The following is a 16,032-nucleotide window of genomic DNA, read 5'->3' as shown; positions in this document are numbered from 1 at the left end:
TTTCGATTTGCCAATCCGGTCACTGGTGATCTATAGTCTCGATTGTTCGGTGTCGAGATATGATACCAGTAGTTAGTTTCGAGTAGCTCCAACTACTCTAGATTGACTCCTATTATAAACCCTGCTTTTTTGCGGGGTTTATTCGTTTTAGGCTCAAATATACAGTGCAACCAAAACCCGTAATTGGTGTTTCTATTGCCACTACATCTAGTAGCCCTTAACCTTGCGATTTACAAGATAGTGCGATTGAAAAGATTGTTCAAGGTACATATTTGGGTTGACTTGTGGATAAGTAACCAAATGAAAAATATCAGTAAGTGACTACTTACTGATTGCGAAAGGACGGACTTGACTAGGTAAAATCACAGGTTTGAGTTCGGTTTAGAAATAACCGTACAGAAAAAAATTTTCCTTGATCTTTGGGCATTTTCCTTTGCGAACAAATGGATTTGCCAAAATGTCACTCAGACCACGAAAAATAACGCATTAGGTACTTTACACGACAGACTTGTTATTCAAGAGAATTGGGGGGAAGTACACAGGGATTCTATATTTTGTTTCGGTAACACACTTCCCATGAGCGATTTAGCTTAAGAAATTACAATGCTCAAGTAATGTGAAGCTCTTGCCAATGACAAAGCCACAAACAAAGTCATAGGACCAGAAATGCCTGCTAGTTCGAACTGAACAATATCGGGTGTCCATCCTTTAACAGAACATAAATTCCTCCGTTCAACCATGCGCCCACAACATAATGGTCGCTAGGAATTTGATTCCAGTCTCGCAGACCGTCTTCATCAAATGTATAGCCTGTCAAGTTAACTATTTTAACTCGTTTCAAATTACCAATTGGGACAATATTGGCAGCACCTAAATAGGGATAGTAAGCAAGCTCCCCATTCTTGAGCTTTACGGCAACATTGTTACCAATAACTGATTGTCCAAAGAGAACGCCATGCTCACTAAGCACTATCGAACCATAGTGGTATCGGTGTCGGATAACTAACATTTCCATCATAAAAAACTGTACAAAAATACAGTATATAGATTAGCCAATAGGCTGTGCAACCTCAGTATGCCTACGAAACAAGGAGCTTTTATCACAAACACTCATTTAGGAAACCAAGAGCACAACCGTATTCTTCTAGTGATTGGGACAATAAGCCCATACCGAAAAAACAGAACTCCATCACAAGGAATCCAACATGTTAGAAACGCTAATCATTGGTCAGCCCTATCCAAATACGATACCGGTTTATGACGGAGCCATAGCTGAGTTCCTGCGTCCAACCTACAACAGATTGTTCATAGGTCTACCATCTATGACGAATGAAGAATGGGTAACTCTGTCTGAAGGGCGTGTGAGCGCCAAAATATATGTAGATAGAGACTCATCTGCGATGATGCTCGTATTCTCATTTGAGCGCGGCGGCTTTCAATTAAATTTCGACTGTCCGTATGACGCATCAATAGTTGGTGACATACAACTGCCTGAAGTCCTTAACAACTCAAAACGACTTGCCATTGAAATTGTGATAGTTGATACCGAAACACTTGTCCTTAAAAGTCTGAGGTTCATCACAATGTCTGAAGAACTTACCTCAGCGTTTCTTGGTCAAGTAGAAAAGCAATTATCTAGGGAATTTAATGCTTCAGAAGCAAATCATTGGATTGATAAACAACGTATGTTGTTTTCAGCGAATGAACTCGCAGCGTTACCCTTTCCCAAGTTTAGGTTAGCCTGAAACCTAGTTAAACCGGCTAACGCTCAAATGAAAATCTAGACAATATGAGAACCAAAAAGACATTAAAACTTGCCAGCTATTTAGTTGGAGCTTGCTGCTGTCTAACCATCAGTGCAGGGCTAACATTTGATATTGTGTGTGTTCCATACGCTTCGCTTGATGAATCATTAATGATATTTTTTGTATTCGTAGTTTCGTTGATACTCATGGTGAAACAAAAACAATAGTGAACCCAAAAAAAGGTGCAGTGATGGATGAGTATGACTTGTTTGATGTAACAGGCGAGACAAGGTTCTGAGTCCCCATTAAAGTCGGGAGACATTGACCAAAACAGAAATGATATCCGTATCCCCTTCAAACACCACCTGATAGTTTGGAAAGCGAGAATGGCTGATATCGTTTAAGTATCTAAATTAGTCAGTGGTAAAACAACATGAATTACGACAACGATGAGAACATATTTGGAAAAGCTTTGACGGTATATCCTGGCAAAGAGTCAACGCAAGATGCTCTCCAAGAACTGCATAGCAAGCTTGTTAAATCTGGTTTGACAAATACTGAGGCTGACCAAAAAGTTAAGGTAGTATCCACGGCATTGAAAGACAACGCGATTATAGCTCAGCTTCTAGCAATATCCGTAGATTCGAAATCAGTGTCACCGCTTGGTGACTTAACACAGCTAGCATTCGAGTTAGCTCATCAAATACGAAACCGTTTACCGTTAGAGAAACAAGAAGAACTCGACTCACACTTGAATACACTCAAAAGCTCATAACGGCAGTTATTATAAAAAAAGCGTCCATTGGACGCTTTTTTTATGCCGCTAGCAGCTCTAATTGACAGACTACTACACCAAGTTCATTTTTAATCAGCCAACTCTTGTTGCTCAGCAGAGAAACATAAACACTCGAACATGCCCACGTTCTATCACTACTTCTTCTTTCGTAATACTCCATTGCAAGCTCACACCTATAAAGCTCAGTAAGCTCAAAGCTGTCAAACTTCAATGTAACGTCTTCCGATTTCAACAATCTATGACCGTCAACATCCTCAATCAAAATTGCCCAAAACTCTCTCACTTATAACTAATAAGCTAACTGCTTATTCCCAATGAATTAATATAGATCCCAAACAACATCGTTGCAGATTCAGTGGTAGTGTCACTTAAACTCAAGTACATAACTGTAATCACTGCAATTGATGTAGTTATACCGCAATGATTCAATCATACCTCGCTCACTTTCCTAAACGGACATTAGGTACACTTAACATTGTTAAGTTAAGAAAAATAGAAAAGTATTTTATTGTTTATTTTATAACCCTATGATCTTACCTTTGTTTACCTTTAGAGACTTATGATCACCTCTAAGATCTTCTATATACCTATAAGGCACGAAAAATAAGCGCAAGATTATGATTATCAATGGTTTTTTCGGTTGTTCGTGTATTTCTTTTTGGTGTTTTTGTATTTGATTTTGTGCGGAATGATCATTTTTTTGTGTTGAACGATCATTTTTTTGTGATAGGTAGATTTAATTTTGTGATCTTTCGACTTTTTTTTGTGGCTACTTGAATTTATTTTTGTGGCAAATCACAGGTTAATAACAATTTATACACAGGTTATTGTATATGGTCATGAGGTACAAGCTTCACTAAAAGCATACATATATTTGTACAGCTTAACTTTTTTTTGTGTTTGAGTGCTTAAAATTTGTGAAGCTATGCTGGTTTTTAGGTGGTTTTAACTTATTTTTGTGCTGTTTGTATTTAATTTTGTGGTGATTGAACTGAGTTTTGTGGTCGTGTACTTTGTTTTGTGGTCATGTACTTTATTTTGTGGCGGGTCTATTCGGAGAGTTCATTTACAACTTGAGGTTTAGGAAATCCAAAGGCAAATGGTATAATGCATTAAAATGTTTAAAATCAACACTTTATATTACTTGTTGCATAGAAGGGTATGTTCTTTACGAGAATGCTGCTACTAACAACTCGTGATATGCCCCCCATTGTAAACTGAGTTTTGTGCTAGTTTTTACTTAGCCTTGTGCTAGTATGAACTGAGTTTTGTGTCTATTGGACCGAGTGTTGTGGTGAAACAACAAATTTAAGTACACGTATGACGGAAATGAATATAGAGCTGGTTACTGAAGACCACTTAGATTATCACTTTAAAACGCATGGGTTAATTTATGCGTCAACTAGTCTTACATGCCGAATGATGGACATGTTCGCTTTAATGCTAACCCATATGAAAGAAAGTGACTGGAACAAGAATAACGACCAACATTTTGTTCCTGAATACAGGTTCAACACGAGTCAGTTAACTCAATGGTTTGATATTGATGTTAAGTACCTGGCTACTGCCCTGAAGAACCCCGCGAAGTCTCTTGGCGAGAAACAAATAGGGATTGAAGATGACAAGGGTTCGTTCGCGTACTATCCGCTTTTAGCTAAAGTCACTTATGCTGATGGAACGCTTACAATTAAACCTAACGGCGAACTTAGACAGCTATACATCATCAACTCTCACAAAAACGGTCACGCCAAAATTGATAACAAGATATTTAAGAAGCTTACAAACCCTAACACCAAAAGAGTTTTTGAGTTTTTGTGCCGTTACCGTTCCAATCAGACTGAAATGTATTTCATTTCGGTGGATAAGCTTCAGGTACTATTTGGTGTTAAAACCGACAAGGGCAAAGTGCTCAAGAAAACATACATGAGGCATAGTGCCTTTATTAGTCGGATTATTGCCCCTGCACTTGCGGATATTGCTACGAATCCAATCGCTAAAGATAAGTTAGAAATCATCACTAAGGACGGACTACAAGGGTATGAGGTTGAGCCAACCAGTGATGGCGGTTGTAAAATTCGATTTTTGGTCAAGTGGAAGAACCAACTCAGCATTAAGGAAGCTGAAGCTTGTTACAGCAAAATATCTTCTTTGATGAAACAGAAGCAAGATATTGAATCTGAAGGTGGTGATGTTTTACCAACACTGCGTGAGATTCATAGTTTGTTTTTACGACTTGGCAATGAAGGACATGCTGAAGTTCTGGAAGATGAAATAAATAAACTTGTTGAGAGCAATAGGATTCCAGATGAACCTAATGAAGAAGAACTGAAGCTAGCTGAAAAACGCCGTGAGGTAGACAACCTGTTTGAACAAATGTTCTTAAAGAAATAACTTAGCCAAACCAAGCAAGGCTCCCCTACCTTGCTTGGTTGATAAACTTTTCATAGTCACTATGCTGGCTGAAGATATGTATGCTTTCACCGGTCTTTACCAACCTTTCGTACTTGCCCAAGCTCAGAGTTTTATAGCCGTACCGACTTGATACACGAAACCTTACTGCTCCTTCGCTAAGCATTCTTAGTGCTTTCTCTGTCTTCTTTCTCAGTTTGTCGGGTGCGTTCTTAGGATAAATAATGTTCATGCCGGTCAAATCCTCTGTTTAATTCATAACCTTATAGTTTCAAAGTATCACCCCATTAGATCTTTCCTAAACTCATAATTTTTATTCAATAAGAAAATAGCTTATTACATATTGTTTTTGATTCTTGTAGGAAAATGAACCAAAAAATGCAAAATGAACTTGTTAAAGGTTCAATTTGCATGTAGTCTGGTTTTAACTTAAAGGACATACTCAACAGGATTAATAACGAATGAACTTCAAAGAAAAAGCTACCGACCTGGGAACCAGAATGTTTCATGAAAACGTATCGCTTAAAGAAGAACTGTTAGAACAGTCAGCGATTCGTTTTAAAGATGACCTTTTGGAAAATGGTGTAACGCGCCTAGTCCATAACCATGCTGTCAACAAAACTACTCTAGGTGTCGATATTCTTGGTTTATCGAAAAACACGTATAACAAACGAATTGCACAGTTGATTGAAGAAGGTGTTATTGATGAACCCTACTTCTACAATAGAAGCCACATGTTTACACTAGAGCAAGTGCATGCCGTAATGAACCACTTTGGCTTTGAAAAGTTCTCTGATAATCATGATTCAACAGTTGTGTTAGTCAGCAACTACAAAGGTGGTACGGGTAAAACCACGACGAACACATCACTTGCTGTTAAAACGGCGCTAGACCTTAATCTGAATGCTCGTGTTCTTATTATTGACCTCGATCCTCAAGGCAGTGCGCGAGGTATCATTAACGTAGAGGATGAGAGTGAGGAAGTTTTCATCACACTATCTGACTTGCTTCGCTCACTATTTAAAGAGTTTGATTCTCAAGAGTTTGTAAATGAAGCAACTGAATTCCAAGAAGCAGGACATAGCTTTGAGGATGTGGTTCTAGCGGCACCATTCTCGACACATTTACCAAACCTCGATGTCATGACAGCTTTCCCAACAGACGAGCAGTTTACAAAACTTTACTGGTCACTGGACAAAGAAAAGCGTGTTGAATTGCTAACAGCGTTTGCCAACAAAGTTGTGCCAATTCTGAAATCACAATACGACATCATTTATTTAGACCTACCACCTCAAAATAGCCCTATTACTTGGTCAGCTATTGAAGCTGCCGATATGATCCTGTCTCCTGTAACGCCAAGAACTTACGACTACGTTAGTACAATGTCTTACCTTCTAACTATGTCTGAGCAATTAGAGGATTTGCCATCTCAAGGTGACAACGTGAAGTGGTTCAAAATCTTGCCGGTAAACTACAATGAGGCGAATAAGCAAGAGCGTAAGACTTATGACCGACTTCTAAGAACGGTGGGAAGCGATATGATCACAAAGGCGATTAAGCATAGCCCGTTCTTCCATGAAGCTGCTGACAAGAATCGTACTATCTATGACATCATTCGTTCTGAAAGTACATGTACTGATATTCAATACTATGATGCAATCAATTCTGTGAACGAGGTATACAATACGTTTATCTCTGATTTGAAAGCGTTAACAAGTAAGAACAATAAGTAGGTAAATCAATGATGAAAAAAGGCAAGAGCTTGTTGACTGGCAGCGCCAAGTCACGCACTAGTAGCCTAACCAGCTCTCAGACTCGAACATATTTAAATGGGGCGGTAACGGCTAAGCGTGTTGTCATCCCTGCATCTGAAGTTGAGTCCAAAACAGATATTCACCCTCTCAACCCACGTAACCAGGAAGCACTTACGTTAGACGCTGTCAGAGACATTTTTCCGTCTATCTGTGAGAACGGCGTTAACCAGGAGGGTGTTGCTGTTAGATGCCCTACCACTGGCAAGCTATTGCTTCTAGATGCAAGTCGTCGTCGTTTTTCGTGTATCAATGGTGGTGTTGATTTACCACTGTGGGAGTTACAGGAAGATGTTAGGGACGATCAAATGCTTGGTATCATCAATGATAGCCAAGAGGTTAAGCGTTGGTCTTACCCTGAACATGCAAGGTATCTTTTGACCATAGCGGAACGTAAAGGTATTGATGTTGAAAATACTAAGGTTGAAGACTTAGCAGCAGCACTTTCAATCGGTAGGGAGTCACTACGTAAGCGACTCGAAGCGAATAATGTTGAGCTTTCAATGCGCAAAGTATTTGTGGATTTTGAGGGTATACCAAATAGTTTCTACAGCAAGCTTGCTAAATACCAAAGAGCACTAATTAAAGCGGGTAAAGAAATTGACAAATCAATGGCAGAGTTCAAAAAGAACCTGACTGATTTAAGCTATGACGTTTCTGAAAGCCAAAGGGAAACCTTAGATCTACTAGAATCGTTCGTCGTAGAAAATACTACCGGTAAGCCTAAAAAAGCTACATGGGAGACAAATAAGCTGGCTGAGTTTGAGGACAAAAACGCTTACGCAAAAGTAAGTCGCAGTGCTGATAGAAACATGGTGAAATTCGAGTTCTCTCGCATTGGTTCTGAAAAGATGAACAAGATTGATGCATACATCAAACGTGTTTTATCTGGTGATGAGTAAAAACAACCTTTCATCACAGTGATACTTGAGGCTATATATAACAAGGGGTTGGGCGATTATTTTAAGTAAAACAATGGGGGTTGTCACAGCAAAACAATGGGGGTTGTCACAGCAATAGTGTTGACGGATAGGTGATTAGCTTAGAGCAAGTGAAAGACCAAATCCCGTAACAACAAACGCGACAATAATCCCTACCTCCAACATTATGCTATTGATAATCGCTGACCAAGTAATCGCTTGTTTAAATACTCTGTTCAGCATCAGTTTATAAAGGAATAGGTAGAGCCAAGCTAATAGCAGATATATTGAGAGTGAAAGTAGCACCCAATGAATTGCATTCGTAATAACACCCACTCTGAATATTTCTATGAGCAGTATGGCAAGGAAGCCAAAGATTAAGCCAAATGGAAATTTCAACAATCCCCGACTCGCAACTACTTTGATTCGGGTTGTCCATGACGCTTTAGGTAGCAGGTAGCAAACGGAAGCGAAAGCGGGTATGGCTCCGAAAAAAATAAAGTAGAAAAACCACTCCATCCTATGCCTTTTTCTTTGGAACTAAAACGTTAATGATAGTCTGGATATAGTTAGCAACCAAATCAATGCGAACACTATGAGAGCAACGTTATACAAAAACTCAGGCTTGGAGCAGCAAGTAGAACGATTTACAGATGAGTGTGACCTTGAGCTTGCACTTGAAAATGTTATGGGGCGATTTCCAAAAGCAAAATTGATTGTCGATGGGAATCATTTTAAATGGGTTCAGGTGGGAGATAACCGCATTTTGATTAGTCGGTAACAATTGAAATGAAAAGGCTCTTGAAGGTGCGAACTTCAAGAGCCGGATGGTTAAACCATCGAGCCAGAACTATTAATGGGATTAGTAATAATGGCTGAGAAAATAATAACAGCTTTTCAAACCGGAAAGCCAGTCAAAATTGAGAGCATGAGTTGGGCTGACTTTCTTTCTATGCTTGACCAAATAGGAAGTTCACATCAAACAACACTACGGGAGCAATAAGCCGATGCAAGAAAGAATCACTAAGTTTCTAAGTGTCTATGCGATGACTGGTTTAATTGGGGTTGCCTTCTTTGAACCGACACTCAAACACTATGCATCAATTATACTCAACATTACTGGCTAGACGTACTGGTAAAAACAATAAGGGCAAGCTGAAATTGGCTTGCCCTTTCTTTATCTTAACTTTGTTAAGGTGACTTCCCTACTCCACCTCTCCGATAATCTCTGACATTGCATCATGAGGAATAATGTCAACTGCTTCATAGTGAACCTGATTTCCATAGCATGAGCGAACAAACGCAGCAGGAGCCATTCTGTACCCCAATCGGGACAGAATGAAAGAATAAAAGCTTAACTGCAATTGATCTGAAAATGTTGGGGATGCATGGGACTTGGTATCTACGAGAAAGTACGTTCCATCGTACTGATACATCTGGTCTATGCGTCCATATAGATTTAAGTCTCTGAACAAGCACGCAATGTTTTCTTCTGACTTTGCCAAGGTAGCCAAGCGCACAACAGAGGGCATGTTTTCATTGGTTAGCCAAGAATCTACGTTTTGTGGTTGTGGAACTGACTGAAGTTGATATTTGCTTACGGCAATATGGTGAGCGTAATGCTCAATAATGCCCTTAATTCGTGGTGAGATAGAACGGTGCGTACCCCAAGTTACGAATTGACTAGCAGAAAATGGATAAGTCGTTGTTGCAGTACGCATATCACTCTCTTGGATTTAGGAAACTTATACCGCCAATGTACCATTTAGAAGTGATTTCCAAAGTTTAGAGGTCTATGAAAATATGGTTGTTCTAAGAAAAATAGGTGGTATCTCGCCTTGCTTTTGGAGTGTATGAAAACATGCTTAAACGTTGGTTCAAGAAGCTAGTTTGGCAAGCTGATAAGCAAGCATTTGTAGACTCAAAGCGCGAGATGTATGGTTTAAGTAACCTCGATGACGATGCCATAGGATATCCTCCAAATCCAATAGGCATTCCGGTGGTTCAGCCTCATGTGTTACTTGAGCGTATGCAGGGGCAAATTAACGCGATCAGAAACGAAATCGGCGTTAGTAAAGAAGTCTTTAACGAATATATCTATCCGGTATTTGAAAGCTTCATTCGTTATGCAGACTTACTTCCCGCTTCGGAGTACAAACATCACGCCACTGGCGGCGGTTTAGTCTCGCATTCACTAGACGTTGCGCACCGTTCTATGAGAGCTGCGCAGATGACACATTTTCCAGTTACCGTTGGTAGTTTGACTGAAACACAGCAAAGTAATATCCAGTGGCGCACAGGGACAATACTTGCGGGGCTTTTGCATGATGCCGGTAAGATACTAGCAGATGTACAAGTTCACGATGGTAATGCGAAAACTTCAGAACGAGTTATTTGGGATGCTCAAAGCGGTACGACGATCCATGCTTGGGCTGCTGAACATCAGATAGAACGGTACTTCATTACATGGAACCGCGATAGGCATATGAAGCATCAAAATGCTTCATTGGTGATGATGGAGCGTTTGATTCCTGCCAAAACGTGGTCATGGTTAGAGAAGTGCTATGACGGTAAGCATATTCACTCAATGATGTTGGCAAGTGTCGGCAAAACAAACATGTCTCATCCGATGCCGCAAATTATTGCCGAAGCGGATAGCGCCTCCACGAAAGCTGATATGTTCTCTCGCAACTCTCACATTACAAAAGAGATCAAGCGAGTCCCGCTTTCAGAATTACTTTGCGACCTGATTCGTCATTACATCCTCATTGGAAAATGGAAGGTAAATGAGAAGTCGGCGTACCTGTGGTTTGTTGAAGAACAATTGTATGTAATTTGGAATAACGCTGTCCCTGAATTGGTCGAAGAAATGGTAAATGCAGGGTATAACATTCCGTCCGTCCCTGAAGTTCTAGCCCGAATCATGGTTGAAGAAGGACAAGTTACGAGTAATGGTGATGAACTGTATTTTGACATCTACCCTGAAATACTCGGTGATGCTAAGAAACCGGTGAAGGTTAAGGGTCTGAAGTTTCGTAATGTCCAACGTTTAGTTCTTGAGCCGGAAAAGCTCTACTCACTCAAGGAACACTCAAAGCGCCCGAAAGTAGCGAAGCCTGTACAAGAAAAGGTTGATGAGCCACAACCAAAAGAGCAAGTTGTACCGGATAGCGAGATTATTGAAGAAATATTTGATGAGCCAACTGATTACACTGTTAGTGGCAATATGCATAAACAAAAGACGCATGAAACCAGTAAAGAAACATTGGGGCGTGTGCTCAAAAATATTAGTAAATCTCTCACTCTAAAGGCTGTTGAAAGAAAACCGTCAGCACCGGTATCGAAACAGAAGCATGATGCACCAAAGGAAATTGAAGTTCCGAGTTATACCAAACAACACGAATCTGAATTTGTAGATGCAGATAGTTCAAGTAATACACCGGATGAAGCGACCGATAATGTGTCAACTGAACACTCCGAGTTAAACGAACAACCTGAACTATCCACTAACGAGAGTCCATCTATCGTTAGTTTTACTACTCCAATAGCCCAATTCATTGCCAAGCACTACGACTATGAAGTTCAAGAACAGCGTATTCAAGTTCCAAATGACGCAGTGATGGATATTGTCATGAAAGCAGAGTTAGAGCTTAAAAATGTCTCGATGCTTGATCTGTTTGATTCACCGGAGATTGTAATCAATGACTGATAGTACGAACCCGACCAAATACAACTTCCCTTACAGAACGAACTACGAAGCTTACTTGATCGCTACGTGGCTGATTGCCGCAATGGTTCTATTTTGTCTGCCTTATGTTTTTGAAGTACCCAAGCAAACGTATTGGTATGCGGCACTTGCTTGTATTGTCATTGGTGTTGTCACCGGTCATAAAGCTTTCGAAATTCATATTAGAAAGAAAAGACTAAAAGGGTATCCATTGGAGTTTATAGATCCAAGTAGCACTAAAACACTGAAGATGTTTGGTATAGATGGAGAGGTGATCGAGCGTGTCCAACGAAACAGTAAAAAATAGCTTATTCCTGGGGTGGGGATCTTCTGTAGGTTACAACGAGGCTCAATTAATCTACGACATTACCAAACGTGAAATGGATGACATCATTGGTAAGCAAAATGTCACGGAAGGAAGTGGATATATACATGGTATCTTGGAAAAAGAAGAAGATATCCGATTTATGTTCAAGTGGGCTGATTTACACACTCTTATCACGGGAGCTTCTGGCTCTGGTAAAACCCGCTTCTTCGATCTTGTCCTTACTCAGCTTATCTTGAGGAAAGAATGCTGTATTTTTCTAGATCCGAAGGGTGATAAGGACATTAGAGCTATTGCTGAACGAACATGTGCAGCGATGGGGGAGCCTGATAGATACCTCATGTGGCATCCTGCCTATCCAAGAGACACAATTAGGCTTAACCCTCTAAAGAATTTTTCTCGTTCTTCTGAGTTGGCTGCAAGGGTAACAGCACTTATACCGGAAGATGGAGACTCATTCTATCGAGATATTGCCAACACCGTATTGCAGTATTTGATCGACGCCATGCACTTAATTAACGAACAAGTTACGCTCACGGCAATTCGTTACTACTACGAACACTTTGGCTTACTTATTGAAAAGGCGGTAGTTGCGTGGTGTGAAGCTAATCGAGTCGATTGGAAAGATAAGCTTTACTCGAAATTGGAATCGTCAACGAACGAAGAAGTGAGAGCGTTACTTTGTGTTGATTACTACCGAAACAGAGTTGCTTCCAAGTTCACAAATGCAACCATTGAATCAATGGCGAGTATGTACATCGACAAGCGAAGAACGTTGGAGCAATCAACGGGCAACCTGTTGGCTAACCTTTCTAAAGTCACTAATGGTGAGCTGGCAGAAATGCTATCTCCAACCAACCTAGATGATTCTCGCGGAGTATTCGACATGAAAAATATCATCGCTGACAACAAGGTGCTGATCATTGGTACGGATTCACTTTCGGATAGATTGGTTTCGAGCGCAATAGGGAAAATGATTCTTGCTGATGCGGCTGCTGTAGCTTCGGATCGCTACAACTACGGTGATGAAGATGACAAAGTCATTAATCTATTTGTAGATGAAGCGAGTGAAATGCTGTGTGAACCGTTAATACAAATGGTCAACAAAGCTCGTGGCGCAAGGTTCCGTTTATGGATAGCGACACAGACTGTCTCTGATTTTGAAGCTGAATTGGGTAGTAAGGCAAAGGCTGATCAAATAATTGCATCAACGAATAATTTCATAAGCTTTCGATGTGCTGACGTTCCTACTCAAGAGCGAGTCTTAGCACAGGTTCCAAAAACAAGAGTTCGATATGTGATGCGAACACAGGGCTTTAATGCTTCCAACGATGAGTTGGATGGGTTAGGAGCGAACATTGGTGAGCGTTTAATGGAAGAAGAAGCTGACATGTTTCCAATGCAACTAATGGGACAGCTCCCTAACTTGGAGTATGTTGCCTCGTTTGTTGGGGGGAACCTCAAAAAAGGTCGTGTACCTATTCTAGCGAAACCAAGGAAGTAATATGGCAAAGGACAAGAAAGATACAGGGCTTATTATTACGCTAATTTTTACTCTGGTAATGCCGATATTATTAATTGCGACACTCTTTTTACCTTCTGTTGTTGAGTCCAGTATGCAGCAAGAGTTGGAAAATATGTCTCTTTTTGTCGGTACTGATGAGGCAATTGAAATTTATGAATCTGTGTCATATCTGTCGGACTCGCTACTAGTGGATTCGGGCTTTATACAATGGTGCCGAGAAGTGCTGCTGCCAGTCGAGTATTTGAAAGGACAAGATATCAATGACAGGCTGTTCTTCAATACTGGATTTTGGAAAAGTGTAGATCAGGCTATTTGGGGCTTGGCGCTCAACTTGGATTTCGTTCTACTCAGACTGTGGGGGTTGAAAATCTGGATCGCGGCAATGATTGTCTTTACCGTTGCATCAATGATGAGTGGATATTGGATACGAGAGATTAAGAAGCATGGCTTTGAATACTCATCACCAATGAGGCATGGCATTAGTAGGCGAGTTCTGTACTCATTACCGCTGGTTGCACTGTTCTACATTACAGTTCCCCTGGCACTTCCAGTTTATTTTGTACCGATAGCTTGCGCTGTCTACTCAATGTCGGTCATGACAATTGTAGCGAACACAATCAAGCGAGTGTAGCAGTAGTTAATTAAGGGGTCGGAGAGTGTAAGTTTGATGCCTCCGATCCCCTGTTTTCCCTATGCTTTATTCAATATTCAACTCTTAGTCTATTCTTGATCTGTAGAGTACCGCTTTTCGAAGTGTAGATGGCGTGGAAATGAAGTGACTAGCTCTACTCACTCCACACATGAGGGGCATACTCTTACAATGTGCAATTCCGCCGAATAGGCGGCGTGTGGCTTCATGGCTTAGTTGCTTGCAGCGCTAGGAGTCACATTATGTGATCTGTCAGAACCTCCGCCGAATAGGCGGCTAAACCACTGCCGAATAGGTAGCTGACAATAGTAAAACACGATCACATGTTCCAACTACTGCCGAATAGGCAGAGAAACAATAGAAGCCCGTCTATTATTGGCGGGCTTTCTATATCTAAATCTACTTTTTCGCTTTCCCATAAAGCTAACAACACCAATATCCTGATCACTGATTTCTTTCCTTATTGCTGTTAGCGTGTGTGTTTAATCTATTCAGAGGCAAAAATACATGAGTTGTCGGTGGACAACAAAGATCGAAACTCTGACGATAAAGTTCGCCACTTTTACATTAAAGATTGAAACTTTATAAGGAGCAGTGCTTACAGGATAAGCACGGCTTTGATGTGATGGACGCACCTCCCTTCTAGCGTCGTTGTACCAAACTAATAGTACAACCATTAAGAGCAGGAGTAACAAGTATGTCTATTAAAGTTGTCGGTATTGATATAGCGAAAAATCTCTTCCAAGTGTGTGTTCTGGGTACAAATGGACAAATTTTATCAAACAAAAAGGTAAAGCGAGATAAGCTTCTAGATACTGTCCGCCAACTACCTGAGCAAACTGCTCTAGCAATGGAGTCATGTGCAACTTCTCATCATTGGGGCAGAATATTTCAAGAGCTAGGATATACAGTGGCTCTTATTCCAGCTCAGCATGTAAAACCATTTGTTGGGCGGCAAAAGAACGATGCTAATGATGCAAGAGCCATTTGCGAAGCCTATTCTAGACCTAATCTTCACTTCGTTCCTGTTAAGTCTGTTGAACAACAAGACCTTAAAGCGATACGCAGTGTCCGTAAACGTTTGGTAGAAAACAGAACTGCCTTGGCGAACCAGATCAGAGGATTGGCTGCTGAATACGGGGTAGTATTTCCTCTCTCTATTAAAGCTTTACGAAGTCATTTACCGCTAGCTCTTGAAGACGCAGAGAATGCCCTTTCCCCAGTAATGAGGAACTTACTGCAAACTTTATACTGTGACTTTGTCAGTCTTAGCGAAGAGATAGATGAAATGACCCAAAGTGTCACCATGTTGAGTCAGCAAAATCCAAAATATGAGGCTATTCGGAATATTCCTGGGTTTGGCCCGATTTTGACAGCGGCACTGATTAGTGAGGTAGGTGTTGGAAACCAATTCCAAAATGGTCGCCAGTTCTCAGCATGGTGTGGCCTAGTTCCAAAACAAAATAGTACAGGCGGAAAAAGTAGTCTTGGCTCTCTATCGAAGTATGGCAATCGTGAATTGAGAGCATTACTTATTCACGGTGCTCGCGCAGTGGTTCGGTGCGGAGCTAACAAAGCGGATGCTATGGGAGCATGGTTGAGAGGACTCATTGCACGCCGAGGAAAAGCAAAAGCGATTGTCGCTCTTGCAAACAAGCTCGGTCGGGTAGCATGGCACATCTTGGCGAAAAATAGTGAATACGATATTAATCAGGCATTTAAGCCTGTTTGACTAAAAATACTAAGTTCTAAGGAGATATCCTCAAGAAGCCACTGAGTTTGCAATAGCTGATGAATAAACGGTGAACCATCCTTACTACACTCTGATAACGCAACGAGGTTATTGAAACCGAGGCTTTGAAAAGACAGTGAGGAGCGGATTACATCATGGCGCAGGTCACATAGTAGACCTAGAAAGACGTCGGATATATGTTAGCGACCGTATCATTGAATCAGTCATTGCATCCTGAGGTGCGTCCATATATGTTGCTTAAATCGATGGAACTAAATCAAGAAGCTACGATCTGATCGGCTACACCCATTAATCGTCGTAGCCTCATGCCTAAACCTCGTTACAAAACAACTAACTGGACGCAGTACAACAAAGCCTTAATAAACCGTGGTT

At 40.7% G+C, this 16,032-nt stretch carries 13 protein-coding genes; 11 read left to right on the top strand and 2 right to left on the bottom strand.

Annotation, left to right across the window (positions count from 1 at the left end; all coding sequences use genetic code 11):
- Nucleotides 1-673: 673 nt before the first annotated feature.
- A complete protein-coding gene (locus R8O10_RS22435) occupies nucleotides 674-1,018 on the bottom strand; it encodes a hypothetical protein (RefSeq protein ID WP_225492091.1) in 345 nt (114 codons plus the stop codon).
- Between the two features lie 187 nt (nucleotides 1,019-1,205).
- Between R8O10_RS22435 and R8O10_RS22430 the strand changes: the two genes are divergently transcribed.
- From R8O10_RS22430 to R8O10_RS22405, 6 genes are all read left to right on the top strand, one after another.
- Nucleotides 1,206-1,745 carry a hypothetical protein gene (locus R8O10_RS22430; protein WP_140134537.1) on the top strand — a complete coding sequence of 180 codons (540 nt, stop codon included), beginning with the start codon at nucleotides 1,206-1,208 and terminating at the stop codon, nucleotides 1,743-1,745.
- Between the two features lie 433 nt (nucleotides 1,746-2,178).
- A complete protein-coding gene (locus tag R8O10_RS22425) occupies nucleotides 2,179-2,520 on the top strand; it encodes a hypothetical protein (RefSeq protein WP_118121310.1) in 342 nt (113 codons plus the stop codon).
- A gap of 1,341 nt (nucleotides 2,521-3,861) precedes the next feature.
- On the top strand, nucleotides 3,862-4,932 hold the full coding sequence (locus tag R8O10_RS22420; RefSeq protein ID WP_025624500.1) for a replication initiation protein: 1,071 nt from the start codon (nucleotides 3,862-3,864) through the stop codon (nucleotides 4,930-4,932).
- Nucleotides 4,933-5,450: 518 nt separating this feature from the next.
- A complete protein-coding gene (locus R8O10_RS22415; protein WP_158297105.1) occupies nucleotides 5,451-6,683 on the top strand; it encodes a ParA family protein in 1,233 nt (410 codons plus the stop codon).
- A gap of 8 nt (nucleotides 6,684-6,691) precedes the next feature.
- Nucleotides 6,692-7,663 carry a ParB family protein gene (locus R8O10_RS22410; protein ID WP_140134535.1) on the top strand — a complete coding sequence of 324 codons (972 nt, stop codon included), beginning with the start codon at nucleotides 6,692-6,694 and terminating at the stop codon, nucleotides 7,661-7,663.
- A 613-nt stretch (nucleotides 7,664-8,276) separates the two neighbouring features.
- Nucleotides 8,277-8,462, top strand: coding sequence for a hypothetical protein (locus R8O10_RS22405; protein ID WP_118121315.1), 186 nt, complete (start codon nucleotides 8,277-8,279; stop codon nucleotides 8,460-8,462).
- 424 nt (nucleotides 8,463-8,886) lie between these two features.
- Here R8O10_RS22405 and R8O10_RS22400 read toward each other — a convergent pair whose 3' ends face one another.
- Nucleotides 8,887-9,402, bottom strand: a complete 516-nt coding sequence (locus R8O10_RS22400; RefSeq protein ID WP_140134533.1) for a hypothetical protein — start codon at nucleotides 9,400-9,402, stop codon at nucleotides 8,887-8,889.
- Between the two features lie 140 nt (nucleotides 9,403-9,542).
- On the opposite strand from R8O10_RS22400, the gene mobH reads away from it, so the two are divergent.
- From mobH to R8O10_RS22375, 5 genes are all read left to right on the top strand, one after another.
- Nucleotides 9,543-11,390, top strand: coding sequence for a MobH family relaxase (gene mobH, locus R8O10_RS22395; RefSeq protein ID WP_140134531.1), 1,848 nt, complete (start codon nucleotides 9,543-9,545; stop codon nucleotides 11,388-11,390).
- On the top strand, nucleotides 11,383-11,715 hold the full coding sequence (locus R8O10_RS22390; protein WP_140134529.1) for a hypothetical protein: 333 nt from the start codon (nucleotides 11,383-11,385) through the stop codon (nucleotides 11,713-11,715). Before mobH ends, R8O10_RS22390 begins: the two co-directional genes overlap by 8 nt.
- Nucleotides 11,690-13,237, top strand: coding sequence for a conjugative transfer system coupling protein TraD (gene traD, locus R8O10_RS22385; RefSeq protein WP_025624834.1), 1,548 nt, complete (start codon nucleotides 11,690-11,692; stop codon nucleotides 13,235-13,237). The genes R8O10_RS22390 and traD overlap by 26 nt, the downstream gene beginning before the upstream one ends.
- A 1-nt stretch (nucleotide 13,238) precedes the next feature.
- A complete protein-coding gene (locus R8O10_RS22380; protein ID WP_140134527.1) occupies nucleotides 13,239-13,889 on the top strand; it encodes a DUF4400 domain-containing protein in 651 nt (216 codons plus the stop codon).
- A 715-nt stretch (nucleotides 13,890-14,604) separates the two neighbouring features.
- Nucleotides 14,605-15,639 (top strand): IS110 family transposase, encoded by a 1,035-nt coding sequence (locus R8O10_RS22375; protein WP_222802168.1) that lies wholly within the window; start codon nucleotides 14,605-14,607, stop codon nucleotides 15,637-15,639.
- Nucleotides 15,640-16,032: the final 393 nt, after the last annotated feature.

This window comes from Vibrio sp. 1727 (assembly GCF_033344415.1).
Classification (GTDB): domain Bacteria; phylum Pseudomonadota; class Gammaproteobacteria; order Enterobacterales; family Vibrionaceae; genus Vibrio; species Vibrio alginolyticus.
Note: the sequence above shows the minus strand (reverse complement) of the source record. Positions and strands in the feature narration are given on the sequence as shown.

What these genes read in the sequence shown, in the direction of transcription:
- R8O10_RS22390 (WP_140134529.1), top strand. Translation starts at nt 11,383, where the DNA reads ATGACTGATAGTACGAACCCGACCAAATACAACTTCCCTTACAGAACG.
- mobH (WP_140134531.1), top strand. Translation starts at nt 9,543, where the DNA reads ATGCTTAAACGTTGGTTCAAGAAGCTAGTTTGGCAAGCTGATAAGCAA.
- R8O10_RS22425 (WP_118121310.1), top strand. Translation starts at nt 2,179, where the DNA reads ATGAATTACGACAACGATGAGAACATATTTGGAAAAGCTTTGACGGTA.
- R8O10_RS22400 (WP_140134533.1), bottom strand. Translation starts at nt 9,402, where the DNA reads ATGCGTACTGCAACAACGACTTATCCATTTTCTGCTAGTCAATTCGTA.
- R8O10_RS22420 (WP_025624500.1), top strand. Translation starts at nt 3,862, where the DNA reads ATGACGGAAATGAATATAGAGCTGGTTACTGAAGACCACTTAGATTAT.
- R8O10_RS22380 (WP_140134527.1), top strand. Translation starts at nt 13,239, where the DNA reads ATGGCAAAGGACAAGAAAGATACAGGGCTTATTATTACGCTAATTTTT.
- R8O10_RS22375 (WP_222802168.1), top strand. Translation starts at nt 14,605, where the DNA reads ATGTCTATTAAAGTTGTCGGTATTGATATAGCGAAAAATCTCTTCCAA.
- R8O10_RS22435 (WP_225492091.1), bottom strand. Translation starts at nt 1,018, where the DNA reads ATGATGGAAATGTTAGTTATCCGACACCGATACCACTATGGTTCGATA.
- R8O10_RS22410 (WP_140134535.1), top strand. Translation starts at nt 6,692, where the DNA reads ATGATGAAAAAAGGCAAGAGCTTGTTGACTGGCAGCGCCAAGTCACGC.
- R8O10_RS22405 (WP_118121315.1), top strand. Translation starts at nt 8,277, where the DNA reads ATGAGAGCAACGTTATACAAAAACTCAGGCTTGGAGCAGCAAGTAGAA.
- R8O10_RS22415 (WP_158297105.1), top strand. Translation starts at nt 5,451, where the DNA reads ATGTTTCATGAAAACGTATCGCTTAAAGAAGAACTGTTAGAACAGTCA.
- R8O10_RS22430 (WP_140134537.1), top strand. Translation starts at nt 1,206, where the DNA reads ATGTTAGAAACGCTAATCATTGGTCAGCCCTATCCAAATACGATACCG.